The organism is Agromyces ramosus (genome assembly GCF_030817175.1).
Lineage (GTDB): Bacteria > Actinomycetota > Actinomycetes > Actinomycetales > Microbacteriaceae > Agromyces > Agromyces ramosus_A.
In genome coordinates, this window is the sequence record NZ_JAUSYY010000001.1 from 1,960,356 (window position 1) to 1,984,309 (window position 23,954).

Below are 23,954 nucleotides of genomic sequence, written 5' to 3' on the forward strand. Positions count from 1 at the left end.
GTGGAAATGCCCCGGGCCGGGTTACGGCCTGGCCCGGGGCAATGTGCGACTAACCGCGGAGTGCGGCCATGCCGTCGTAGGCGACCTGTGCGAACGCCAGCGACTGGCCGGGGTTCGCGCTTCCACCGGGTGCCGTGTCCTGCTCCCACATCGAGTTGTGGTAGCCCTTGGCGCCGATGCGCTGGAAGAACGTCGTGTAGTCGATGTCTCCCTGCCCGAAGGGCACCATGTCGTAGCCGTTCGGCGTGGCGGTGTTGATGCGGCCGTCCTTCGTGTGGAACAGCGGGAACCGGGTGGTCTGCGCCGCCACGACCCCCGCGGGGTCGAAGAGGCTCTCGACGACGGTGCCGTCGGGCGCCGTGAAGCTGCGGTGCTTGTACTGCGCCACGTGCGCCCAGTAGATGTCCATCTCGAGGTACACGTAGCTCGGGTCGGTGTTCTGGAGGAAGTGCTCCAGGCGACGGATGCCGCTGGAACGCGTCGGCCGGCCGAGCGCGTCGAGCGGGCCGCTGTCGAGCAGGAAGCTGTACGCGATGTCGTGGTTGTGCGTGTACAGCTTCAGCCCGTGCGACGCCGCACGCTCACCGAAGAAGTTCCACCGGTCGGCTGCGAGATCCCAGTCGGCGACGAACGCGCTGTTCGTCGGGTCGTTGCCGGTTCCGATGTGCCCGAAGCCGAGGATGTTCGCGATCTCGCACTGGGCGTCGAACGCGGCGATCGTCGCGTCGCTGATCGTCGACGGGATCGAGCCGTGGTTGCCCTCGGCCTCGAGTCCGTATTCGTCGAGCCACGTGCGGAGCAGCTGGGCGCCGGCGACGTTGTTGACGTTGCCGCCCTCGGCGTTCGCGTGCTGGTTGTATCCGGCGAACTCGATCTGCTTGTAGCCGATGCGGGAGAGCTCCCGGAAGACCTCGCGGAAGCCGGACGCCAGGTCGGTCGTGTTCGGATCGCGCGAGATGGCGTCGCGGACCGTGTAGAGGATGATGCCGCGCTTGCCGGGTGGCAGGAGCGTGCCGTTCGCCGCCTTCACGGCACCGGATGCCGCGGCGGAGCGCGCCGCCGTGCGAGTCGCGGCGTGGGCGGGGCCACCGCCGAACGCGGCGGCACTGAGCGCGGCGGCTGCGGCCATGCCCGTGGTCGCGGCGAGCAGCTGCCGCCTGGAGAGTCCGAGGCTGCGGCCCAGCTCGGGGTTGTCGTCGCGATCGATGAGATCGTCCATGATGCTCCTTTGCATGAAGAGGGGTGTCGAGACCCGCTCTGACGCCACATCGCGTCGCACCGGACCGAGTCTCGGAACGGGTGCCCGAAGCCTGATTCACACCGGTCTTCGTGCTCCCAGCCCGCTTGGAGGCCAGGCCACCCTGCGTGCTTCCTCGAACGCTACGGTACAAATTGCGAATTGGTCAAGCGAAAGCCGGGAGAACGACATTAATCTTTAGTCAGTCGCTCGTCATAAGTCGAGGCGCGCCCAAAACGCCGGATCATGAGAGCGCGATCACCGCGCGGCGGGCTCCTCGGCCGGCACCCCATCAGCCGCTGCGGCCGTGGAGTCGTCGCGGATCTCGGTCTTCAGGATCTTCATCGACTGGCCGAGCGAGCGTGCAAGCTGTGGGATCTTCGGTGCCCCGAAGAGCAGCAGGATGACGGCGAGGATGATGACGGCGTGCCAGCCGTTGAGGTTCGCGAACATGGTTCCTCCGTTGAGTGCAGGCTGAACGCCTTCGGCGCCCTTGACCCGCCAGACTAATCACATGTGACGGCGGAAGTCGAACGTTCGGCTCCGAGCTTCGGCCGATTCGAAAAGATAGCGGGGCTACTTCGAGAGCGTCCGCACGAGCGCGACCGCCTCCTGCGGGGAGACTTCGGGCAAGTACGCCTTGCCGATCGCGAGGCCGATGGCCGGCAACGCGAGCGTGTCGGGGTACGCCATCGAGATGGTCTCGTACTCGGGGTTGAACTTCGCCTTGAAGCGGAACAGCGAGGAGAAACCGTACGCGGGCTCGAGGGTGCCGGCGAGGAAGTCGAGCAGCCGCGTCATGGCCGTCGGCTCGGGCGCCTCCTCGCCGGGGCCCAGGGGCTTCGTCGCGAGCGGCGCACCCGAGAGGCTCAGCACCTCGGCGCCGGCTTCCTTCATGTGCAGCGCCGCCGACGCGATGAGGAACTCCATCACGCCGTTCATGCTCCCGTCGGTGCGTCGCATGAAGTCGATCGTCCAGCCGGTCACCTCGCCGTCGCGGTACACCGGCAGCCAGCTCGTGACCGCCTGCAGGCGTCCGTCGGCGCCGACCGCGAGCATCAGGCGCACGTCGGGGTCCTTCAGCTCCTCCATGCCGCCGAGCGTGAAGCCCATCTCGGGCAGCTCCTTCTCGGCGACCCATTCCTCGGAGATGGCGTTGATCTCGGCGATCGTCGCGAGCGGCAGCTCGTCCCAGCTCGTCCAGACCGTGGTCAGACCCTCCTTGATGCCGCGGTTGAGCGCCTGTCGCACCTTCTGCCATGGCTTGCCGGTGAGCTCGAGGCCCCTGGTGCGCACGAGGGTCTCCTCGCCGACCGGGGTGTCCTGCCATCCGAGCTCCTCGAACACCGGCAGGTACCGCGGGTGCACGCTGTAGAACACGGGCACCCAGCTGTTGGCGTCGCAGAAGGCGGCGAACTCGCGGATGACCCTTCCATCGTTCTCCGGCGCGCAGATCGGGTCGGACATGGTGATCGCGATGCCGTTGATCACCCGGTAGGCGACCGCGGACTCGCCGTCGTCGCTGAACCAGGAGACGTTGCCCGGCCACGTGGCCATGAAACCGAGGGTGCCGCCGCCGTTGCGGCGCAGGAGTGCGCGGAGGCGCGCGGCATCCGCGCTCCTCGTTCCGGCGTCGGAGCGTGACATGAGCCAGAGCGCGGCGACGATGAAGATGCCCCAGAACAGCGGGCCGACGAACTGGTACAGCGCGCTCGTGAGGTCGTGGCCGGGAAGCACGATCGGGTCGACCACGGCGAGGAAATGCGGCGGCACGAAGCGCTTGAACGTGTCGAGCAGGAGATCCCAGGGCGACGCCGCCGGCCAGTATTCGCCGAGGGTCACGAGTCCGACGACGAAGTACAGCGCCGCGAGTGCGAGGAAGGACGTCGCGACGATGACCACGAACCTCGTGTACGCGGGTCGAGGCGCCCTGATCTGGAAGTGCCGGCGCGTGACGAACAGCATGACGATGATGCCGATCGGCAGGGCGAGCACCGCGAGGATCCACACGATGGCCTCTCCGATGTCGAACACCGACCAGAGCCCGGCTTCCACGTCGGCGGTCGTGATCGTCACGTCGAGCGCGCTGCGGGCGAAGAGGAGGATCGCGACGTTGACGGCGATCGCGAGCCAGCGTGCGAAACGGCGTCCGCTGCGAAGCCCCCATGCGGCGACGAGCAGGAGCAGCACCGGCACGAACGAGAGCAGGAACATCCCGAATCCCTGCGCACTCATGAGTGCGAGCAGCTTCACGCACGCGTCGCCGAGCGCGGTCGAGCCCGCCTGCCCACCGCACTGCGCCACGACCGCGTCGAGGGCGAGCGGCTCGTCCGCGTAGAGGTAGGAGCCGAACCCGAACGGGGTGAGGTCGCTGCGGTTCACGAATGCCACGATCGGGCCGATCGCGGTGACGGCGACGACGGATGCCACGAGCGTGCGGATCTCTCGGTGCGAGCTGCGTCGTGCCCTGAGTGTCGAGGCGTCCCGAGTGAGGATCGCGCCGAGGAAGTAGCCCGCGACCGCGGCGATGAGCCGGTAGACGTTCGAGGAGTCGCCGTCGTAGAGCACGAACACGAGGATGAACGCGAGCGTCACGACCCGGATGCGGCGACGCCACAGCACCCCCATGAACGCGGTCGCGGTGATCAGCGCGCCCACGATCCCGGTGAGCGGGTCGAGGGTCAGGTCGGCGGATGTCCCAGTGGCCCACCATTCGCCGGCGAGCGAGCCGATCCACTGCACCCATGTGCCCAGGCCGACGCCCACGACGCCCGTGACGAAGAAGGCGACGATCGCCCGCCAGGTGCCCATGCGTCGCTCCGCGACGCCGAGCAGGAGGATCGCGGCGATGACGCCGGCGACGAGCTGGAAGGGGTCGAAGGGGATCACGAGCGCGCTCACGACCGTCCACCACCGGGCGCCGTCGAATGTCGTGGTGACGCCGGCAGCCCACGTCTCCGAAGTCGCTTGCGGCGCGCTGCCGAACAACGTGCCGGTCACGACAGCCGTCGCGATGAGCACGACGGCGAGGGCGATGCTGAACGGGATGCGGCGGACGAACCCACCGAGCGTCTCGGCGGTCGAGTGCAGCCGGCCCTTCGGCTCTGCGTCCGTGACGGCGCCGCTCATGGTGCCGAGAGTCCCAGTCGTGGGTACAGCACGTCGAAGCCAGCCTCGAGGCCCCCGTTCAGGGCCGAGACGCCGTGGTCGGCGCCACCCACCACGGCGAACGTCGTCTTCATGCCGGCGGCGGTCGCGGCATCCGCCAGTCGTTCGGTACCCGGCGCGAATGCACCGTCGTCCTCGCCGACCGTGAAGATCGCCGTCGTGTCGGGATACGGCGTCTTCGACGCCATGATACTCACCGGCTTCACGGCGTCGTAGGCCGCCTGGTCGCCCTGGAAGATCGACGACCGCACCTCGTCGGGCTGCTCGGCCCCCGCGAACTCGACGGGGGAGATCGCGAGGAGGTTGGCGAACACCTCGGGGTACTTCGACCCGAAGTAGGCCGCGCACCCGCCGCCGTTGGAGTACCCGGCGACGGTCGTGTACCTGGGGCCCTGCAACACGTTCAGGTTGGCCTTCGCCCACGGCACGACGTCCTGCATGACATACGCCTCGGCCATGCCGAGCTCGGTGTCGAGGCACAGGGGATCCTCCGACGGATCGCCCAGCTGGTCGACCACGAGGGCGATGGGGGCCAGCCCGCCGTGCTCGGCGGCGTACTCGTCGAGCACGGCGCCGATGAAGCTCGCGTCGGGGTCGCCGGGCTGCCCCATCATCATGATGACCAGGGGCAGGCGCGGGGCATCCGCCACCAGGGCGGCCGGCGGCAGGTAGAGCTGGGCCGGTCGCGCGGGGAAGCCCGAGACGGCGTTCGGCACGCCGGCCTCGACGGTGCCGATTCGGCCCTTCGCGGGCAGGTCGGGCGGCGGGGTCCAGGTCGCGTAGAGCGGTTCGGCCGGGTCCGTGGCCTGGTCGGGGTCGGGGGGCGGGATGTCGATCGGGTCGGCCGTCGAGATGTGCAGCATCGACCCGAGGGTCGGGCTCAGGCCATAGGAGGCGTTGACGCCGATGGCGGCGGTCGCGGCGAACAACGGGATCGCCAGGACCGCGATGAGCTTGCGCCACCAGCGGGAGTACCAGAGGTTCCAGATCGCGAGCGTGCTGCCGGCGAACGCTGCGGGCACCCACCACCAGGTCGCCTCGTCGACCGGACCGCCGAACGTGTCGAGCAGGTTGACGGCGATCCAGAGCAGCGCGGCACCGACGATCGCCCCGACGATGAGCAGCACGATCACGGTGAGCACCCAGGCCCAGCCGGGCCCCCGGCCGAGCAGGTAGATGAACACCGCCGCGGCGAGGGCATACAGCGCGATGACGAACGGACCGTCGACCACGTTCAGCTCGAGCACGAGATCCCACACGGTCGCCCCCTCGCCCCCGGTTGTGCTGGGCACAGCGTAACTCCCCCGACCGAGCGCCCGTAGGATGGTGGAACCGTGTCGATTTCCGGGCATTCCCCGATCCCAGGACCATTGGAGCCACCGTGGCCGCACCCAGCCGTCTCGAATCCGTCATCGCCCTCGCCCAGCATCGGGGGTTCGTCTTCCAGGCCGGCGAGATCTACGGCGGGTCCCGATCTGCGTGGGACTACGGCCCCCTCGGCGTGGAGCTGAAGGAGAACATCAAGCGCCAGTGGTGGCGCTACATGGTCACCGGCCGTGACGATGTCGTCGGCCTCGACTCGAGCGTCATCCTGCCCAAGCAGGTGTGGGTGGCATCCGGTCACGTCGGTGTCTTCACCGACCCGCTCGTCGAGTGCCTGCACTGCCACAAGCGCTTCCGCGAAGACCACCTGCTCGAGGCCTTCGAGGAGAAGAAGGGCCGTGCGCCCGAGAACGGCATGGCCGACATCGCCTGCCCCAACTGCGGCACCCGCGGCCAGTGGACCCCGCCGCGCGACTTCAACATGATGCTGCAGACCTACCTGGGCCCCGTCCAAGACGAGTCGGGGCTGCACTACCTCCGTCCCGAGACCGCACAGGGCATCTTCACGAACTTCGCGAACGTGCTGCAGGCGGCGCGCATGAAGCCGCCGTTCGGCATCGGCCAGATCGGCAAGTCGTTCCGCAACGAGATCACGCCGGGCAACTTCATCTTCCGCACGCGGGAGTTCGAGCAGATGGAGCTCGAGTACTTCGTCGAGCCGGGCACCGACGACCACTGGTTCGAGTACTGGCTCGACTACCGGTGGAACTGGTACGTCGACCTGGGCGTCGATCCCGAGAACCTGCGCCGCTTCGAGCACCCCCAAGACAAGCTGTCGCACTACTCGAAGCGCACCGTCGACATCGAGTACCGCTTCGGCTTCACCGGTGGTGAGTGGGGCGAGCTCGAGGGCGTCGCCAACCGCACCGACTTCGACCTCAGCACCCACTCCGAGCACTCGGGCAAAGACCTCTCGTACTTCGACCAGTCCAAGAACGAGCGGTGGACCCCGTACGTGATCGAGCCGGCGGCGGGTCTCACACGCTCGCTCATGGCGTTCCTCGTCGACGCGTACGACGTCGAAGAGGTGCCGAACGCGAAGGGCGGCGTCGACACCCGCACGGTGCTGCGCCTCGATCCGCGCCTCGCACCGGTGAAGGCCGCGGTGCTGCCGCTGAGCCGCAACGAGCGGTTGTCGCCGCTCGCCCGCGAGGTCGCGGCGTCCCTTCGCAAGCACTGGAACGTCGACTTCGACGATGCCGGCGCCATCGGCCGTCGCTACCGCCGCCAAGACGAGATCGGCACGCCGTTCTGCATCACCGTCGACTTCGACTCGCTCGACGACAACGCGGTGACCGTGCGCGAGCGCGACAGCATGGAGCAGGTGCGGGTGCCGCTCGCCGAGCTCGAGGGGTATCTGGCCGCGCGCCTCATCGGGGCGTAGCCACGGCACGAGCAGCTGGGCTGCGGCGCCGGGGCCGGTTGCGGCTCAGCTGCCGGCCGTGCCCCGCCGGGCCGCCCACTCTCGGCGGAGCACTCCGTAGATCGCGGTGTCCTGCCACTCGCCGTCGTTGTACTCCTCTTCGAGGATCGTCGCCTCGCGACGCATGCCGAGGCGCTCGCAGAGGGCAGCGGATGCCGCATTGCGCGCGTCGAGAAAGGCCTGCACGCGGTGCGGATTCAGTGTCTCGAACACGAAGTCGAGCACCGCGCCTGCGGCCTCGGCGGCGTACCCCAGCCCCTGGAAGTCGGGGTGCAGCACCCAGCCGAGTTCGAGTTGCGCATGCTTCGCGCTCGAGACGCGGATCATGAAATCGCCGATGACGCGATCGCGCCGCGGATCGTCGACCGACCGTGTGCCCGGCAGCTCGGCGGCCAGCACGACGAAGTCGTCGTCGACCACGAGCAGGCGCCCGGCGGCGCGCTTCGCCGTGTGGGCGTAGCCCTCGGTGCGGTCGCGTTCGGGCCACGGCAGGTAGCGGAGCACCTCGGGGATGCGCTGGTACTCGTAGACGTCGGCGGCGTCGGATGCCTCGAGCGGGCGCAGCACGAGGCGCTCGGTGCGCAGCGGATGCTCCGTGAGCGCCGTCGCGTCGTACGGGAAGCGGAGCGCGGGCGGACCGTCGGCTGCCGCGAGCTCGGCGCGAGTGGCGCCGCTGTTCTGGGTGGCGGAGTCAGGCATCGTCAGGCAGCGTAGCGCGATCGGGCGACATCGGCCCGTCGCGCCGGGGCGTGCAGAGCGGACGGCTCAGGCTGAGGCGGCGCCACCGGTCGCGCGTTCGCCCGCGGCATCGGCGGAGCTCGCGGCCGGGGCGTCCGGAGTCACACCGAACACGGCGGCGACCCCGTCGACCCACGCGCGTTGTTCGCCCGCGCGGGCGTGCTCGCGCGAGCGCACCATGGGGGTGTGCAGCAGCACGCCGGCCATGTGGCGGAGGGCGGCCTCGGTGCGTCCGTCGTCGTCGCCGCGCGCCTGGGCGCGGGCGATCTCGGCGTCGAGGATGTCGAACACGTGTCGGCGCAGGGCCACGACGGCCGGTGCGACGTCGAGCTCTTCGCGGGTCTCGCCGAAGACACGCGCCGCCTGGCCGACGATCTCGCGCGCGGCATCGGTGGCTCCGAGCTCTTCGAGGGGCGCGTGGATGCGGATGGTCTCGAGGTCGAGCAGCTCGACGCCCGACACGAGGGTGACATCGGGCGAGACGTTGCGCGGCAGGCCGAGGTCGATCACGAGCTGGCGGGCGGCGGGGGTGGAGCTCGGCTCGGGCACGGTGGTGATCGCGGCCGGCGCCGACACCGCAGCCGAGGCGCCGGATGCCCCGAGCTCAGCGCGCCCGGCCTCGATGAGCGCCCGGTCGACCACATGGTGCTCGACCGTCGTGCACGTGACGATCACGTCGGCGCTCGCCGCAGCCGCGGCGTAGTCGGCCTTGGCAACGGCCTCGATCGAGTGGTTCGCGGCGAACCTCGAGGCGCGGCCCGACGGGGAGTACACGCGCACGTCGCTCGCACCGCGGTCGCGGAGCGCGGCGAGCGAGGCGCCCGCGAAGCGGCCGGTGCCGACGAGCAGCACGCGCGTGCCGGCCCAGTCGGTGATGCGGCTCTCGGCGAGGTCGAGGGCGAGGCGCACGAGCGAGCGCCCTTCGCCGCCGATGCCGGTCTCGTTCTTCACGCGGCGCGAGGTCTGCGAGGCGCGCTGGAAGAGCCGCTCGAGGTCGGGAGTCGTGGTGCCTTCGGCGCGGGCGCGCTCGAGTGAACGTCGCACCTGCCCGGCGATCTCGCCCTCGCCGATGACGACGGACTCGAGGCCGGAGGCCACGGCGAACAGGTGCCCGGCCACCGCGTTGCCGTGCACGAACCCGAACGTCGTGCGCAGTTCGTCGGGCTCGAGGCCGGCGACCGTGCCGACCGCGCGGATCGCCTCGTGCACGGCGGGCACGGGCGAGTCGCCCGAGTGCGCATCGAGGTCGAGGTCGAGGTAGGCCTCGAAGCGGTTGCAGGTGGCGACGACGACGGCGCCCTGGAGGGCGTCGTGGCCGTCGACGATGCGCGTCGCCGCCGTCTCCGCGTTCGCCGAAAGACGCTCGAGCATGTCGAACTCGGCGTTCTTGTGACTCGCGGTGAGACAGATGAGCACGAGTGGATTCTACCCGCCGTCGAATGGAGGTTCGCCCAGTGCCGACACTGAGCAAACTCAGTTTCGCACGTTCAGGTCGCCTCGAGCGCTCACCGGGCATCAGCGCCCGGTCAGCACCCGGCCCTGGCGGATGATCGGGATCGGCGCCGTCAACGGCGGAAGCTCGAGACCCGCGGACGCCAGCGCCGCGCGGTGCTTCGCCTTCCAGCTGCGCACCACGGCGAAGAACGGCGCATCCGACAGCGCGAACCGCCCCGGCCGCTCGTCGGCGAGGATGATCGGCAGTTCGACGCTCACGCGGCCGCGTCGCACGCGCAGCACGAGCACCGACACGACCGAGGTGCCCGCGACGACGGTGTCGCTGCGGATGCCCCGCACTTCCCGCCACGGGAAGTACGCGGCGCGGCGGGGCCGGCGGCCACCGTTCCAGAGCGAGACGCCGAGCTCGTCCGCCACGAGCGAGTAGCGGGCCGCGAGCCTCGTCGGCCGCGAGGCATCCGTCAGCTCGGTGAGGCTCGAGACGAGTACACGGCTCCGGATGCCGCAGCTCACCTCGCCGCGCACCGACGCCTCGAGGGCGCGCCGACGGGCGCGGGCCCTGGCGAGCTCGCCGAGGCGCACGAACATCCAGATGACGGTCGCAAGCACCGCGAGCACCGAGCTCACCACGGCGATGCGTTCGGCCGCAGGAACCGGCGGAAGGCGCACGACGATGCGCTCGAGGGAGCCGGAGCCGGCGATCAGCGTGGCGATGACGAGGGTCGCCGCGATCGCGACGAGCACGGTGATGCCGCCGCGATGCGGGGCAGCGTCGTTCATCGTCGGCCTCGCGGGGTCTGCGCGGAGAGGGGACACAGCGATGTGAGGGACATGGGTTCTCCGTGGGGTGCGGAGGCGCGCGAGCGGGGTAACACGCACGTCGTCGTGCTCGGGGGGCGCACAACGTCTCGACCTTAGCGCCGGGCGCCGCCTCAATGTAAGCCTTCCTTTCAAACTCGCATGCTGCGCTCGCGCAGCGCCGGGTGCTCGCCGACACGGAACCCCCAGCCCGATACGCGACAATGTCCTGCGTGATCCTCTCCCCGCAGCACCCGCTCTCCGCCGGCCTCACGTCTGACTCGCGACTCGTGCGCGCCTATAGAGGAGAGCGCTCCGACACGACGCCCGTCTGGTTCATGCGGCAGGCGGGGCGGTCGCTGCCCGAGTACCGCGACCTGCGCGTCGGCACGCGCATGCTCGACGCGTGCCTCGACCCGGCCATGGCGAGCGAGATCACACTGCAGCCGGTGCGCCGGCACCGGGTCGACGCGGGCATCTTCTTCAGCGACATCGTGGTGCCGCTGAAGCTCGTGGGCGTCGACGTCGAGATCCAGCCGGGTCGCGGCCCGGTCTTCGGCACGGGCTATGCCGATGCTGCGGCCGTCGCCGAGCTCACGGCGATCGACCCTGCACGGCTCGACGAGGCATCCGCCCCCATCACCGAAGCGGTTCAGCGCACCATCGCGGAGCTCGCGACGACCGACAACGGCTCGGGCACGCCGACCCCGCTCATCGGCTTCGCGGGCGCCCCGTTCACCCTCGCCGCATACCTCACGGAAGGCGGCCCCTCGAAGGACCACCTCGCCGCGCGCACCCTCATGCACGCCGACGCCGGCGCCTGGCGCGCGCTCATGGAGTGGACCGCCGAGCTCACCGGACGCTTCCTGCGCACGCAGGTGCTGGCCGGGGCATCCGCCGCCCAGCTCTTCGACTCGTGGGCGGGCGCGCTCTCGCTCGCCGACTACGAACGGCACGTGGCGCCTGCCTCGGCGACGGCGCTGTCGTTCGTGCACGACCTCGCCTACGAGACGACGGATGCCTCGGGCACCGCCCTCACCCGCCAGGTGCCGGTGGTGCACTTCGGCGTCGGCACCGGCGAGCTGCTCGGTGCCATGCACGGCATCGGCGTCGACACGGTCGGCGTCGACTACCGCGTGCCGCTCGATGTCGCATCGGCGCGCGTCGGCGCCGACGTGCCGCTGCAGGGCAACCTCGATCCGGCACTCCTCGCCGCGCCGTGGCCGGTGCTCGAGGCGGCGGTACGCGAGGTGCTCCGGCAGGGGGAGGTCGCCCCGGCGCACGTCTTCAACCTCGGCCACGGCGTGCCGCCCGAGACCGACCCGACGGTGCTCACCCGGGTGGTCGAGCTCGTGCACGAGGCCGCCGCATGACCGACGCACCCCGTGCCGACGCGGCGGCGCGCGACCCGCAGCATGCGGCGGTCGACGTGGTCGTCGTGGGCGGCGGCGTCGCGGGGCTCGTCGCCGCACTCGAGTGCGCGAAGGTCGGATTGAAGGTCACCCTGCTCGAGCGCCGCGCTGAGCTCGGCGGATGCGTCGGTCGCATCGAACTCGACGGCCTCACGCTCGACAGCGGCGCCGAGTCCTTCGCGACGCGAGGTGGCACGGTCGCCGAGCTGCTCACGACCCTCGGGCTCGACGGCGACGTCGTCGACCCGAACCGCGCCGGTGCGTGGCTTGCGATGCCGGGGTCGAACGGCAAGGCCGGCGGCGTCGCCGCAGCCCCGCTCCCGAAGACCGGCATGCTCGGCATCCCCGCGAACCCGCTCGGCGACGACGTGCGCCGCATCATCGGGTGGCGCGGCGCGATCCGCGCCTATGCCGACCGGATCATGCCGATCCTCCGCATCGGGCGCGCTCACAGCCTCGGCGAGCTCGTGCGCAAGCGGATGGGTGCCGCCGTGCTCGACCGGCTCGTGACCCCGATCTCGGCGGGCGTCTACTCGGCCGATCCGGATGAGCTCGACCTCGATGTCGTCGCACCGGGCCTCAACGAGGCGATGACCCGCATGGGCTCGCTCTCGGGCGGCGTCGGCCAGCTCGTCGAGGAACGCAAGGCCGGCAGCGCCGTGCGCGGACTGCGCGGCGGGATGCACCGACTCGTCGACACGCTCGCCGCCGAGCTGCGGCGATTCGACGTCACCGTCACCACGTCGGCCGAGGTGCGCGACCTCGAGCGCCTTCGAGCGCGGGCCGCCGGAGCCGGCGACGCCGATGCCGGCGGCGCCGACATCCCCGAGTGGCGTGTCGCCGCCACCACCGCCGACGGCGACCTCCTCGTCGACACCCGCTTCGTGATCCTCGCGGCGCCCGCGCAGTCCTCACGGCGGCTCCTCGTCGAGGCCGTCGACGGGTGGACGGATGCCGCCGATTGGCCGGCCGCGGCATCCGTCGACCTCGTCACGCTCGTGCTCGACGCACCGGCGCTCGACGCGGTGCCCCGCGGAACGGGCGTGCTGGTCGCGGCGGGCACCGAGGGAGTCACCGCGAAGGCGCTCACGCACTCGACCGCGAAGTGGCAGTGGCTGGCCGAGGCGGCGGGCCGCCGGCACGTCGTGCGTCTCTCCTACGGCCGGGCCGGGGCATCCAACCCGCTCGACGGGCTCGCCGACGACGCGGTCGCCCGCATCGCGCTCGCCGACGCCTCGGCGCTGCTCGACGTGCACCTCGATGAGCGGATGCTCCGCGCCTCGGGTCGCACGGCCTGGCGCGACGCCCTCTCGCACGCGAGCCTCGGACAACAGCATCGCGTGCGCGAACTCGAGGACGCCCTCGCCGCCGAACCCTCCATCGAGGCGACCGGGTCCTGGATCGCGGGCACGGGCCTCGCATCGGTCGTGCCGCACGCCCTCGAGGTCGCGCACCGCGTGCGCCACCGCGCCCTGCACCTCGACGGCATCGCATAGCCGGAACGGAATATTCCGGCGCAACCCCCTTGCGCGGCCCGCGTCGGGGTCTACGCTGGAGAAGTCCGCTTGAGTGATCCACAGGGGAGATGGGGTGCACATGAGGGGCAAGATCCTCTTCGTCGCCGGGCTCGGCGTCGGCTACGTGCTGGGCACGCGCGCCGGCCGCGAGCGCTACGAACAGATCCGCAAGGCCGCCGAGAGCGTCTGGAACGCACCGACGGTGCAGCAGGGCGTCGGCACGGTGAAGGAATTCGCGTCGGCACGCATCGGCGACGTCTCCGACACGGTCCTCGACGGCGTGAAATCGCTCATCGGCAATGCGACGCGCGGCTCCGGGGCATCAAAGAGCAATGTCTCGAGCGCCGCCAAGTCGGCCAAGGCGGGCGTCTCGAAGAGCGCGCAGGCTGCGAGATCGGCGGTCGATGCGGCCGCAGATGCGATCGACGACGTCATCGACGAGGCCGCGAAGACGGCGTCGGCCGCGGCATCCGCGTCGAAGTCCTCGACGTCTGCGTCCAAGCCGGCGCGAAAGCCGGCATCCGGCGGCACGTCGAACTCACGCGGCACGACCTCGTCATCCAACTCCTGACCCACCGGAGGTGACCTCGCGATGGCCGTACCGACGAACGACGAACGCTCGCTCTTCACGCTGATCGGCGAACTGCCAGACACCGTCTCGACGCTCGTTCGCGCCGAGATCGACCAGATCAAGGCCGAGATCTCCTACAAGATCAAGCACTTCGGCATCGGCTCCGGCCTGGTCGCGGGTGCCGCGGTCGTCGGCATCTTCCTGCTCTTCACCCTCATCGTCGCCGCCATCTTCGCGCTTGCGCTCGTGATGCCGGGCTGGGCCGCCGCGCTCGTCGTCTCGGGCGTGCTGCTGCTGATCATCGCCATCCTGCTCTGGATCGCGTACGTCAACTTCAAGCGAGGCGCCGAGCCTCTCGAGACGATCGAAAGCCTGCGGGCCGATCTCGACGTGCTGAAGGGAACCGGTGACTATGACCGTCGCGACTGACGTGCCCGCCTCGAAGCGCACCGCCGCCGAGCGTGAACGCAACCTCACGCGAGTGCAGGCCCGCATCGCATCGCAGCAGGCACGCGCCGACTTCGCCGCGACGCTCGACGCGCTCGAAGACAAGCTCAACGTGCCGAAGCAGGTGAGTCGCAAGGTCCAGAGAGCCCAGCGGAGGTTCCGCCGCTTCGCCGACGAGCGGCCTGTCGCGGCGATCGCCGCCGCGGTCGGGGTCGCCGCCGCCGTCGGCGTGACGGTGTGGCTCGTCGTGCGAGCCAACCTCGACCGGTAACGAGCAGCAGCGAGCGGATGCACCGATGCCCGTGTCACCGCTTCGCGAATTCGAGTCCCAGGGTCCCGGGTCCACTCCCGCGCCGACCGCGGTCGACCGGGTCGCGGCAGCCGTTCGCACCGACATCCTGAGCGGCGCCCTCGCGCCCGGCACGCCGCTTCGCGAGGAGTCGGCGTCGGCGCGTTACGGCGTCTCCCGGCACACGGTGCGCGCGGCGTTCCAGCGACTCGTGAGCGAGCGGCTCGCCGTCGCCGAGCCCTACCGCGGTGTTCGCGTCACGAGCTTCGACCGAGCGCATGTGATCGCGCTGCAGCAGCTGCGCGCCGCGCTCGAGGTCGAGGCGGTCCGCATCGCCGGCGAGCGGTACGGCGATGAGTGGCCAGAGGCCGCGCTCGCGCCCGCCCGCGACGCGCTCGGCGCGCTCGGCGAGCTCGACGAGCTCGACGAGCCCGTCGACTGGCTCGAGGTCGAGCGCATCCACGCGGACTTCCACCGGGCGCTCGTCGCGGCATCCGAGAGCCCGCGCATCATCGAGTCGCACGCGGCGCTCGGGAGCGAGCTGCTGCTGTTCCTCTTGCACGTGCGCCCGCACTACACCCTCGCAAGCCTCATCGCCGAGCACCGTGCGCTGCTCGACGAGATCCCGGTGCGGGGTCCCGAGGCGCTGCGCGAGCACCTCGAGCATTCGACCCGGCTGCTCGTCGGCAGCTGACGCGGCCACGACCGCCGAACGGAAGGAGCCGACGATGACGTCGGAAGAGCAGGCCCAAGGCAACGCTCCGGGCGCCGGTCCCGGCGCCGGGACAGAGGCCGTCACGGCCTTCGCCGACCGGATCTTCGCGTCGGCCCTCGGCAGCCTCGAGATGCTCAGCGTCTACCTCGGCGACCGTCTCGGCTGGTACCGGGCGCTCGCCGAGGGCGAGCCGCTCGACGCTCCGACGCTCGCCGAGCGCACGGGCACCCACGAGCGCTACGCGAGGGAGTGGCTCGAGCACCAGGCGGTGAGCGGCATCCTCACCGTCGATGATCCGGATGCCGCGGCATCCGCACGCCGGTTCTCCCTGCCTGCGGCGCACGCCGAGGTGCTCACGAACGCCGCCTCGCTCGACTACCTCGCACCGCTCGGACGGTTCGTGGCCGCCACGGCCGGGCAGCTCCCGGCGCTGCTCGACGCGTATCGAACGGGAGGCGGGGTGGCCTGGGCGCAGCTCGGCGAAGACGCCCGCGACGCGCAGGGGGACATCAACCGACCATGGTTCCAGCAGCGACTCGCGCCGGCACTCGCCGGCGTGCCTTCACTGCACGCCGTCCTGTCGCGTCCCGCGGCCCGCATCGCGGATGTCGGCAGCGGCCATGGTTGGTCGGCCATCGCGATCGCACAGGCGTATCCCGATGCCCGCGTCGAGGGGTTCGACGTCGACGGCCCCTCCGTGGCGGCCGCCCGTCGGCACGCGGCAGCGTCGGGCGTCGGTGACCGCGTGCGCTTCCACCACGTGGCGGGCGAAGCGCTGCCCGAGGAGGGCGTCTTCGACGCGGCGTTCATCTTCGAGGCGCTGCACGACATGCCCTTTCCGGTCGAGGTGCTCGCCGCCATCCGGCGCGCGGTCAAGCCCGACGGGGCGGTGGTCGTCATGGACGAGGCGGTCGCGCCCGCATTCGCCCCCGACGGCGACGACGTCGAGCGCGTCATGTACGGCTACAGCTTGCTCCTGTGCCTCCCCGACAGCCTCGCGACGCCCGGATCGGTCGGCACCGGCACCGTCATGCGCCAGTCGACCCTCGAACGCTACGCCCGAGAGGCGGGGTTCGACGCCATCGAGGAGCTGCCGATCGAGGACTTCGCGTTCTTCCGCTTCACGCGGCTCCTGCACTGAGCGACGTCACCGACGCCGAGGTCCACGACGAGGCCGCTCAGACCTGAGGCGGTGGCGCCGGCGCCCGCTCCCACGAGGCGATCGGGCCGTCGACCACGATGAAGAGCGGATGCGGCTCGGCCGTCGCGATGTCCGCCCAGCGATCGGCGATCGCCGGGCTCCGCACTGCGAGCCTCTGCCGCAGGTGCCACCACTCGAGGTCGAGCTGTCCGCTCGTCACCTCGAGGCGCCGAGTCGGGTCGCCGCGGCGGTGCACCTTGCTGCGGTCGAAGCGGTACCCGCGGCTGCTCGCCTCGTCGGCGACGACGGCCAGGTAGTCGCCGATCGCCTCGCGCGGGTCGGGCTCGGCCCGGAACCGTTCGAGCTGCGGATGCCTCGTGTACCCGCGCGTGCCGCCCTCGAGCACCGCCTGCGCCAGCAGGGCCTCGCGCCATGCCGCCGTGAGGCCCTGACGATCGAGGTAGCGCGGGTGCAGCGACCAGATCCTCATCCAACGAGCGTACGTCCAGCCCCCCGACCCACTTTTGGCCGTTCAGCGGGGAAGGGGGAGACTAGGGGTATGTCTTCCCCCGCTGCCGAAGCGGCAGCCGACGCGCTCCAGAACGATTCCGACGCCGAGCCGACTCCTGAGGGGTACACGGTCTTCGCCGTACTCCGCCGGGACCCGGCGAACCCCGACGACTACGACGGCCACGATGTCGCCCGCGTCGTGCACGAGCTCGACGACGTCATCTCCCTCGTCGAGGACGAAGACGTCACCCTGCGCGGCATCTACGATGTCTCGGGGCTCCGCGCCGAGGCCGACGTGATGCTGTGGCTGCACGGACCCACCGCCGAGGGCCTGCAGTGGGCACTCCGCGAGCTTCGCCGTGCGCGACTGCTGAAGAGCCTGCTCCCCACGTGGAACGCCATGGGCGTGCACCGCGACGCCGAGTTCAACAAGTCGCACGTGCCCGGGTTCCTCCGCGGCGCCGAGCCGAAGGGCTGGCTCACGGTCTACCCGTTCGTGCGCAGCTACGAGTGGTACCTCCTCGCGCCCGAAGAGCGCGGGCGCATGCTCTCCGAGCACGGTCGCAAGGGCGCCGCGTTCCGCGGCGTCATCGCGAACACCGTGTCCTCCTTCGCCCTCGGCGACTACGAGTGGCTGCTGCCGCTCGAATCCGACGAGCTCACCGACCTCGTCGACCTCATGCGCGACCTCCGGGCCACCGACGCCCGCCGGCACGTGCGCGAAGAGGTGCCGTTCTACACCGGGCGACGCATCACCACCGCCGAGCTCGTCGAGGTGCTGCAGTAATGGCAGCGGTCAACCTCGGCTCGACCGGCGCTGGGCAGCCTGCGGCGACGGGGTGCCCCGGCCACCGCCCATCGCGGCCACAAGCCGCTGCCCGCGGCATCCGCCCCCTGCGCACCTGGCGCGGTCGTGCCGGGCGCGACGCCCGCCGCCCAGCAGGGGCCCGAGCACGTGACCGAGCCCACGGCATACGACGGCATCCTCCTCGCCGGATTCGGCGGGCCCGAGGGTCAAGACGACGTGATCCCGTTCCTCCGCAACGTCACGAGCGGTCGCGGCATCCCCGACGAGCGGCTCGAGGAGGTCGCACACCACTACCGCCACTTCGGCGGCGTGAGCCCGATCAACGAGCACAACCGCGAGCTGAAGGCCGCGCTCGAGGCGGAGCTCGCGAGCCGCGGCATCGACCTGCCCGTGTTCTGGGGCAACCGCAACTGGCAGCCGTACCTCAACGACGCGCTGGGCGAGGCGCACGCGGCGGGCGCCACGAAGCTCATCGCCATCGCCACGAGCGCCTACAGCTCGTACTCGAGCTGCCGCCAGTACCGTGAAGACTTCGCCGACGCGATCGCCGACGTCGACGCGGTCGACGGTGCCGAGGCGATCCAGATCGACAAGGTGCGCCAGTTCTTCGATCACCCCGGGTTCGTGCAGCCCTTCATCGAGGGCGTGCGCGACGGCATCGCCGAGCTCGAGGCATCCGTGTCGGGCCTCGACCGCACCACCGAGGTCGAGGTGCTGTTCGCGACGCACTCGATCCCGTCGACGGATGCCGCGAAGTCGGGCCCGGCCGAGCGCGGGTTCGGCGATGGCGGCGCGTACGCGGCGCAGCACCTGGCGGTCGCCGAGGTCGTCATGCGCGAGGCCGGGGCATCCGACGTGCCGTGGCAGCTCGTGTACCAGTCGCGCAGCGGCCCCCCGTCGATGCCGTGGCTCGAGCCCGACATCAACGACGCCATCGAGCAGCTTCCGGCCGCCGGCCGCAAGGCCATCGTCATCGTGCCGCTCGGCTTCGTGAGCGACCACATGGAGGTGCTCTGGGACCTCGACAACGAGGCGCTCGAGACCGCCGGGCAGCAAGGGCTCGCCGCCGTGCGCGTGCCGACGCCCGGCACGCATCCCGCCTACGTCGCGGGGCTCGTCGACCTCGTGCTCGAGCGCGTCGAGGGCACGCCCGTCGCGGCGCGGCCGGCCGTGACCGGACTCGGTCCCTGGTACGACGTGTGCCGCCCCGGATGCTGCGAGAACGTGCGCCTCGGCTTCCGCCCGGCGCTCGCCGGAGTGGCGCCGTGAGCGCCGCGGGCAACGGCGCCGGCGGCGTCATCCGCATCGGCACCCGGGGCAGCGCTCTCGCCATGGCGCAGACGCGGCAGATCGCCGACCGGCTCGCCTCGGCCGCCAAGGCCGAGGTGGAGCTCGTGCCGATCACGACCCAGGGCGACACCTCCCGTGCCTCGCTCGCCACGATCGGCGGCACCGGCGTGTTCGCCGCGGCGCTGCGCGAGGCGCTCCTCGCCGGTGAGTGCGATGTCGTCGTGCATTCGCTGAAAGACCTGCCCACCGCCGATCACCCCCAGCTGCGACTCGGAGCGGTGCCGAAGCGCGCCGACGCCCGTGACGCGCTGTGCGCGCGCGACGGCTTCACGCTCGCGACCCTCCCCGTCGGTGCGCGGGTGGGCACCGGCTCGCCCCGCCGCATCGCGCAGCTCGGCGCAGCCCGCCCCGACCTGGTCGCGGTCGACCTCCGCGGCAACGTCGACACCCGCCTCGGCAAGGTCGAATCCGGCGAGCTCGACGCCGTGGTGCTCGCCGCCGCCGGGCTCGGCCGGCTCGGTCGCGGCGACGCCGTCACCGACCTGCTCGAGCTCGCCGACTGGCCGACCGCACCCGGGCAGGGCGCACTCGCGATCGAGGTACGTCGCGAGCGCGGCGAACGGGCGCTCGAGCGCGCGCTCGAGGCGGTCGACCACGGCGTGACGCGCGCGATGGTGTTCGCCGAGCGACTCGTGCTCGCCGGGCTCGAGGCGGGCTGTTCCGCCCCGGTCGGCGCCACTGCGTTCCTCGACGACGAACTTCTGTTCCTGACGGCGAGCGTGTACAGTGCCGACGGGACCCGGCAGCTGACCAGCTCGCACGCGGCCACCCCCGACAGCCGCTCGGCCGCCGACCTGGCGGATGCGGCACGCGACGTCGCCGAACGCGTCGTCGCTGAACTCCTCGGCAACGGCGCCGCCGAACTTGCACCACCTGAGGAGTCGCAGTGAGCGAATTCGAGATGACGGGTGCGATCGGCTTGCCTGTCCACGACGGCAAGCCGCTCGCGGGCTGGCGCGTGCTCGTTCCCCGCGGCGGGCCCTGGGGCGACGGTGTCGCCGCCGCGCTCCGTGCCCGCGGCGCGACGCCCGTGGTCGCGCCGATGATCAACTTCGCCCCCACCGACGACCAGCCCGCCCTCGAGGCGGCGCTCGCGAAGCTGGCCGCCGGCGGGTTCGACTGGCTCACCGTGACGAGCGCGACCACGGTCGACGTGCTCGCGTCGTACGGCGCCGTGATACCCGAGACGACGAAGGTCGCCGCGGTCGGCGAGACCACCGCTGCCGCGCTCGTCGCCGCCGGGTACCACGCCGACATCGTGCCCTCCGAAGACAACTCCGCGCGCGGCCTCCTCGAGGAATGGGAGGCCGCGACCGACGGACAGCGCGGGCTGCGGATCCTCGCCCTCCGCTCGGCCATCGCCAAGCAGGTCCTCTCCATCGGGCTCGCCCGCGCCGGGCACCACGTCGAGGCGGTCGTCGCCTACCGCACCATCGGCGTGCCGGTGTCGCCCAAGGTCGCCGCCGATGTGCGCGCCGGGCGGGTCAACGCGGTGCTCGTGACATCCGGAAGCGTCGCCGAGCAGGTGCAGCAGCAGCTCGGCCCGATCCCCGAGACGACCCTCGTCGCCGCCATCGGCCCGCAGACCAAGCAGGACGCCGCCGCGGTCGGTCTCCGCGTCGACGTGATCGCGCGCGAGCGCACCGCCGAATCGCTCATCGACGCGGTCGTCGAAGCCGCGAGCGCGCACGCCTGACGCCTGCTCGACCGAGCATCGAGCGCGTCACTTCCCGCCACGCGGGCCGTGCTTCGGACGATTCCTGTCGCAAATCGACGCGCTCGAGCGCCGACGGCCAGCACCTCCCGCGGCGCGGGCCTCCGGGCAGACAGGAACCGCACATCCGGGCGCCACGTAGGCTGGTCGGGTGAACTCCACGCCCGCTCCCCGTGTTCGCCCACGCCGTCTCCGCGAGACGCCGGCGCTGCGCCGGCTCGTCGCCGAGACCCGCCTCGACCCCGCCGACCTCGTGCTGCCGGTGTTCGTCCGCGAGGGCGCGAGCGCTCCGGTGCCGATCAGCTCGATGCCGGGCGTCGTGCAGCACTCCCTCGAGAGCCTGCCGCAGGCGGTGGCGGATGCGGCGGCGGCGGGTGTCGGCGGCGTGATGCTGTTCGGCGTGCCGGAGGTGCGCGACGCACGCGGCTCGGGAGCCACCGACCCCGGCGGCATCCTGAACGTGGCGACACGGGTCGCCGCCGAGGCATCCGAGGGCCGTCTCGTGGTGCAGACCGACCTGTGCCTCGACGAGTTCACCGACCACGGCCACTGCGGCGTGCTCGACCCGCTCGGCCGGGTCGACAACGACGCGACCCTCGAGCGGTACCGCGAGATGGCGCTCGTTCAGGCGGCATCCGGATCGCAGCTGCTCGGCCTCTCGGGCATGATGGACGGCCAGGTCGCCGCCGTGCGCGACGCGCTCGACGAGTCGGGCTTCTCGGGCACCGCGATCCTCGCCTACTCGGCGAAGTACGCGAGTGCGTTCTACGGTCCGTTCCGCGACGCCGTCGAATCGACGCTCGAGGGAGACCGCCGCACGTACCAGCTCGACCCCGGCAACCGTCGCGAAGGGTTGCGCGAGGCGATGATCGACATCGACGAGGGCGCCGACATCGTCATGGTGAAGCCCGCTGGCAGCTACCTCGACGTGCTCGCCGACGTCTCCGCTGCGAGCGAGGTGCCGGTCTGGGCCTACCAGGTGTCGGGCGAGTACGCGATGATCGAGGCCGCCGCCGCCCATGGCTGGATCGACCGAAAGCGCGCCGTGGTCGAGTCGGTGCGCGGCATCCGCCGTGCCGGTGCCGATGCCGTGCTCACCTACTGGGCCGTCGAGCTCGCCGAGTGGATCCGCAAGGGCGACGCCGCGTGAGCGCCGCGCAGGGCGCTCCCACGAACGCCGAGCTCTTCCTCCGCGCCGAAGCCGCGATCCCCGGCGGCGTGAACTCGCCCGTCCGGGCGTTCCGCTCGGTCGGTGGCACGCCGCGCTTCCTCGTCTCGGCTCGTGGGCCCTACGTCACCGACGCCGAGGGACGCGAGTACGTCGACCTCGTCGCCGGCTGGGGTCCGGCGATCCTGGGCCACGCCGATCCGCGGGTGGTCGAAGCGGTGACGGATGCCGCAGCGCGCGGCCTCTCGTTCGGCTCGTCGACGCCCGCCGAGACCGAGCTCGCCGAGCTCGTCGAGGCCCGCATCGCGCCGGTCGACAAGCTCCGCCTCGTGTCGACGGGCACGGAGGCGACCATGAGCGCCATCCGCCTCGCGCGCGGCTTCACCGGCCGCGACCTGCTCGTGAAGTTCTCGGGCCACTACCACGGCCATTCCGACGGACTCCTCGCCGAGGCCGGTTCGGGCCTCGCGACCTTCGCCCTCCCGGGCTCCGCCGGCGTTCCGGCGGGCATCGCCGCGCTCACGCTCGTGGTGCCGTACAACGACCTCGATGCCCTGCGTGCGGTGTTCGCCGAGCACGGCGACCGCATCGCCGCGGTCATCACCGAGGCGGCCGCCGCGAACATGGGCGTCGTGCGCCCCGAGCCGGGCTTCAATCGCGCACTCGTCGAGCTCGCGCACGCGCACGGCGCCCTCGTCATCTCCGACGAGGTGCTCACGGGCTTCCGCGTCTCGGCGGCCGGCTGGTGGGGCCTCGAGGCGGCTACCGACGACGCATACACGCCCGACCTGATGACGTTCGGCAAGGTCATCGGCGGCGGCATGCCCGTCGCGGCCCTCGGCGGTCGCGCCGAGATCATGGACCAGCTCGCCCCGAACGGCCCCGTCTACCAGGCGGGCACGCTCTCGGGAAACCCCGTGGCGGTCGCCGCGGGCATCGCGACGCTCAGGGCAGCGGATGCCGCGGTGTACGAGCGGCTCGACGCCGTCGCCGCGACGATCAGCACGGCGGTCTCCGACGCCCTGTCGGCCGAGGGCGTCGCCCATCGGGTGCAACACGCGGGCAACCTCTTCAGCTTCGTGTTCGGCGACCCCGGCGAGGTGCGCGACTACGCGACGGTGCTGCGGCAGGAGTCCTGGCGCTACTCGCCGTTGTTCCACGCGATGCTCGACGCCGGGGTCTCGTTGCCGCCGTCGGTGTTCGAGGCGTGGTTCGTCACCGCCGCGCACGACGACTCGGCGATCGCCCGGGTGCTCGACGCGCTGCCGGGCGCCGCGCGAGCTGCGGCATCCGCTCGCCCGGCGTGATCACGGCGGCACGCCACGTAACCGGCTGAGCCGGTACGTGCGGAACCGTGCAGGAAACGTTACGTCGTTTGTGGGGCGTCGACACGCGAAGTGACGGTGGACTCGGGCAGGATGGAAGCATGGCGAAGCTCCGCGTGCACACCGACCGGATCGAGGTTCACCTCACCCCGGCCGAGAAGTCGCTCGCGTTCCGTGCCGACGATCTCGTGGTGCAGCGCGACGACATCCGATCGGCCACCATCACCGACGACCCCTGGGTCTGGATCCGCGGCATCCGCCGCCGCGGCAGCGAGATCCCGCTCATCGTCGCCGTCGGCGTGTGGAAGTACCACGGCGGCACCGACTTCGTCATCGTCAAGGGCAAGCGCCAGGCCGTCGTGCTCGAGCTCGCGGCCGGCGAGTTCACCCGCATCATCCTGAGCACCAACCACTCGGCCGCGCTCATCGACCGGCTGAAGCTCTCGGTTCCGCCCACCGCGGCCGACGCCGACTGAGCGGGCACGCCGGTCGTTCGAGCCTGCTCCGGAACGGGCGGCTGACGCCCGAAATGGGGGCAGCGCGCGCGCCCGTCAACGAGTACAACTATGGGTACCCGACAACTGAGTAAATCTCGCACAATGTGGGATCCCCTCCGTTTCAGCTCGACCAGTTTCGCCCCCATCGCCCAGGTGGCCGCGGAGCACCACCCAGTGCGCCGTCCCCACAACATCCCATCCCCCTTCAGGACATTCGTTGCCCGAGCGAATCAGCCGAGGAAATCTTCGGCAACCCCATCCGCCGTACCTGCGCCGTACGAAGTCGTC

General features: G+C 71.3%; 23 protein-coding genes. 15 read left to right on the forward strand and 8 right to left on the reverse strand.

Translation table 11 applies throughout. From position 1 onward, the window contains the following. Positions 1–49 precede the first annotated feature (49 nt). The 4 genes from QFZ26_RS09110 to QFZ26_RS09125 all read right to left on the reverse strand — a co-directional run bounded on the left by QFZ26_RS09110 (position 50) and on the right by QFZ26_RS09125 (position 5,697). On the reverse strand, positions 50–1,219 hold the full coding sequence (locus tag QFZ26_RS09110) for a sugar phosphate isomerase/epimerase family protein (protein WP_307041346.1): 1,170 nt from the start codon (positions 1,217–1,219) through the stop codon (positions 50–52). A gap of 276 nt (positions 1,220–1,495) precedes the next feature. After that, on the reverse strand, positions 1,496–1,690 hold the full coding sequence (tatA, locus tag QFZ26_RS09115) for a twin-arginine translocase TatA/TatE family subunit (protein WP_307041348.1): 195 nt from the start codon (positions 1,688–1,690) through the stop codon (positions 1,496–1,498). Between the two features lie 123 nt (positions 1,691–1,813). Then, entirely contained in the window at positions 1,814–4,366 is a 2,553-nt protein-coding gene (locus QFZ26_RS09120) for a bifunctional lysylphosphatidylglycerol flippase/synthetase MprF (RefSeq protein WP_307041349.1), read from the reverse strand. Continuing rightward, positions 4,363–5,697 carry an alpha/beta hydrolase gene (locus QFZ26_RS09125; RefSeq protein ID WP_307041351.1) on the reverse strand — a complete coding sequence of 445 codons (1,335 nt, stop codon included), beginning with the start codon at positions 5,695–5,697 and terminating at the stop codon, positions 4,363–4,365. Before QFZ26_RS09125 ends, QFZ26_RS09120 begins: the two co-directional genes overlap by 4 nt. A gap of 89 nt (positions 5,698–5,786) precedes the next feature. On the opposite strand from QFZ26_RS09125, the gene QFZ26_RS09130 reads away from it, so the two are divergent. Beyond that, positions 5,787–7,172: a glycine--tRNA ligase gene (locus QFZ26_RS09130; protein WP_307041352.1), complete on the forward strand. Its 1,386-nt coding sequence runs from the start codon at positions 5,787–5,789 to the stop codon at positions 7,170–7,172. Positions 7,173–7,217: 45 nt separating this feature from the next. On the opposite strand, the gene QFZ26_RS09135 is transcribed toward QFZ26_RS09130, so the two are convergent. From QFZ26_RS09135 to QFZ26_RS09145, 3 genes are all read right to left on the reverse strand, one after another. Then, positions 7,218–7,910: a GNAT family N-acetyltransferase gene (locus QFZ26_RS09135; protein WP_307041353.1), complete on the reverse strand. Its 693-nt coding sequence runs from the start codon at positions 7,908–7,910 to the stop codon at positions 7,218–7,220. 66 nt (positions 7,911–7,976) lie between these two features. Further along, on the reverse strand, positions 7,977–9,365 hold the full coding sequence (locus tag QFZ26_RS09140; RefSeq protein WP_307041355.1) for a glutamyl-tRNA reductase: 1,389 nt from the start codon (positions 9,363–9,365) through the stop codon (positions 7,977–7,979). Between the two features lie 99 nt (positions 9,366–9,464). Next, positions 9,465–10,184 (reverse strand): hypothetical protein, encoded by a 720-nt coding sequence (locus tag QFZ26_RS09145; protein WP_307041357.1) that lies wholly within the window; start codon positions 10,182–10,184, stop codon positions 9,465–9,467. Positions 10,185–10,426: 242 nt separating this feature from the next. Between QFZ26_RS09145 and hemE the strand changes: the two genes are divergently transcribed. The 7 genes from hemE to QFZ26_RS09180 all read left to right on the forward strand — a co-directional run bounded on the left by hemE (position 10,427) and on the right by QFZ26_RS09180 (position 16,294). Next, positions 10,427–11,575: a uroporphyrinogen decarboxylase gene (gene hemE, locus QFZ26_RS09150; RefSeq protein ID WP_307041359.1), complete on the forward strand. Its 1,149-nt coding sequence runs from the start codon at positions 10,427–10,429 to the stop codon at positions 11,573–11,575. Next, a complete protein-coding gene (gene hemG, locus QFZ26_RS09155; RefSeq protein WP_307041361.1) occupies positions 11,572–13,110 on the forward strand; it encodes a protoporphyrinogen oxidase in 1,539 nt (512 codons plus the stop codon). Before hemE ends, hemG begins: the two co-directional genes overlap by 4 nt. 100 nt (positions 13,111–13,210) lie before the next feature. Beyond that, positions 13,211–13,702 (forward strand): hypothetical protein, encoded by a 492-nt coding sequence (locus QFZ26_RS09160; RefSeq protein WP_307041363.1) that lies wholly within the window; start codon positions 13,211–13,213, stop codon positions 13,700–13,702. Between the two features lie 21 nt (positions 13,703–13,723). Next, positions 13,724–14,131, forward strand: a complete 408-nt coding sequence (locus QFZ26_RS09165) for a phage holin family protein (RefSeq protein WP_307041364.1) — start codon at positions 13,724–13,726, stop codon at positions 14,129–14,131. Beyond that, positions 14,115–14,420: a DUF3618 domain-containing protein gene (locus QFZ26_RS09170; RefSeq protein WP_307041366.1), complete on the forward strand. Its 306-nt coding sequence runs from the start codon at positions 14,115–14,117 to the stop codon at positions 14,418–14,420. The genes QFZ26_RS09165 and QFZ26_RS09170 overlap by 17 nt, the downstream gene beginning before the upstream one ends. Positions 14,421–14,445: 25 nt before the next feature. Continuing rightward, positions 14,446–15,132, forward strand: coding sequence for a GntR family transcriptional regulator (locus QFZ26_RS09175; protein ID WP_307041368.1), 687 nt, complete (start codon positions 14,446–14,448; stop codon positions 15,130–15,132). A gap of 34 nt (positions 15,133–15,166) precedes the next feature. After that, complete coding sequence (locus QFZ26_RS09180; protein WP_307041370.1) at positions 15,167–16,294, forward strand: class I SAM-dependent methyltransferase; 1,128 nt, start codon at positions 15,167–15,169, stop codon at positions 16,292–16,294. A gap of 37 nt (positions 16,295–16,331) precedes the next feature. Here the strand turns inward: QFZ26_RS09180 and QFZ26_RS09185 are convergent, their stop codons facing one another. After that, complete coding sequence (locus tag QFZ26_RS09185) at positions 16,332–16,784, reverse strand: pyrimidine dimer DNA glycosylase/endonuclease V (RefSeq protein WP_307041372.1); 453 nt, start codon at positions 16,782–16,784, stop codon at positions 16,332–16,334. A 69-nt stretch (positions 16,785–16,853) separates the two neighbouring features. Here QFZ26_RS09185 and hemQ point away from each other — a divergent pair, with 69 nt between their 5' ends. The 7 genes from hemQ (at position 16,854) to QFZ26_RS09220 (ending at position 23,645) form a co-directional block, all read left to right on the forward strand. After that, positions 16,854–17,591, forward strand: a complete 738-nt coding sequence (hemQ, locus tag QFZ26_RS09190) for a hydrogen peroxide-dependent heme synthase (RefSeq protein ID WP_307041374.1) — start codon at positions 16,854–16,856, stop codon at positions 17,589–17,591. A gap of 87 nt (positions 17,592–17,678) precedes the next feature. After that, positions 17,679–18,881 (forward strand): ferrochelatase, encoded by a 1,203-nt coding sequence (locus QFZ26_RS09195; protein WP_307045018.1) that lies wholly within the window; start codon positions 17,679–17,681, stop codon positions 18,879–18,881. Then, complete coding sequence (gene hemC, locus QFZ26_RS09200) at positions 18,878–19,852, forward strand: hydroxymethylbilane synthase (protein ID WP_307041376.1); 975 nt, start codon at positions 18,878–18,880, stop codon at positions 19,850–19,852. The genes QFZ26_RS09195 and hemC overlap by 4 nt, the downstream gene beginning before the upstream one ends. Before the next feature lie 11 nt (positions 19,853–19,863). Further along, a complete protein-coding gene (locus tag QFZ26_RS09205; protein ID WP_307045019.1) occupies positions 19,864–20,658 on the forward strand; it encodes a uroporphyrinogen-III synthase in 795 nt (264 codons plus the stop codon). A 169-nt stretch (positions 20,659–20,827) separates the two neighbouring features. Continuing rightward, complete coding sequence (gene hemB / locus QFZ26_RS09210; protein ID WP_307041378.1) at positions 20,828–21,826, forward strand: porphobilinogen synthase; 999 nt, start codon at positions 20,828–20,830, stop codon at positions 21,824–21,826. Further along, positions 21,823–23,151 (forward strand): glutamate-1-semialdehyde 2,1-aminomutase, encoded by a 1,329-nt coding sequence (gene hemL, locus QFZ26_RS09215; RefSeq protein WP_307041381.1) that lies wholly within the window; start codon positions 21,823–21,825, stop codon positions 23,149–23,151. Before hemB ends, hemL begins: the two co-directional genes overlap by 4 nt. A gap of 119 nt (positions 23,152–23,270) precedes the next feature. Further along, positions 23,271–23,645 (forward strand): hypothetical protein, encoded by a 375-nt coding sequence (locus QFZ26_RS09220; protein ID WP_307041383.1) that lies wholly within the window; start codon positions 23,271–23,273, stop codon positions 23,643–23,645. The last annotated feature ends 309 nt before the right edge of the window (positions 23,646–23,954 follow it).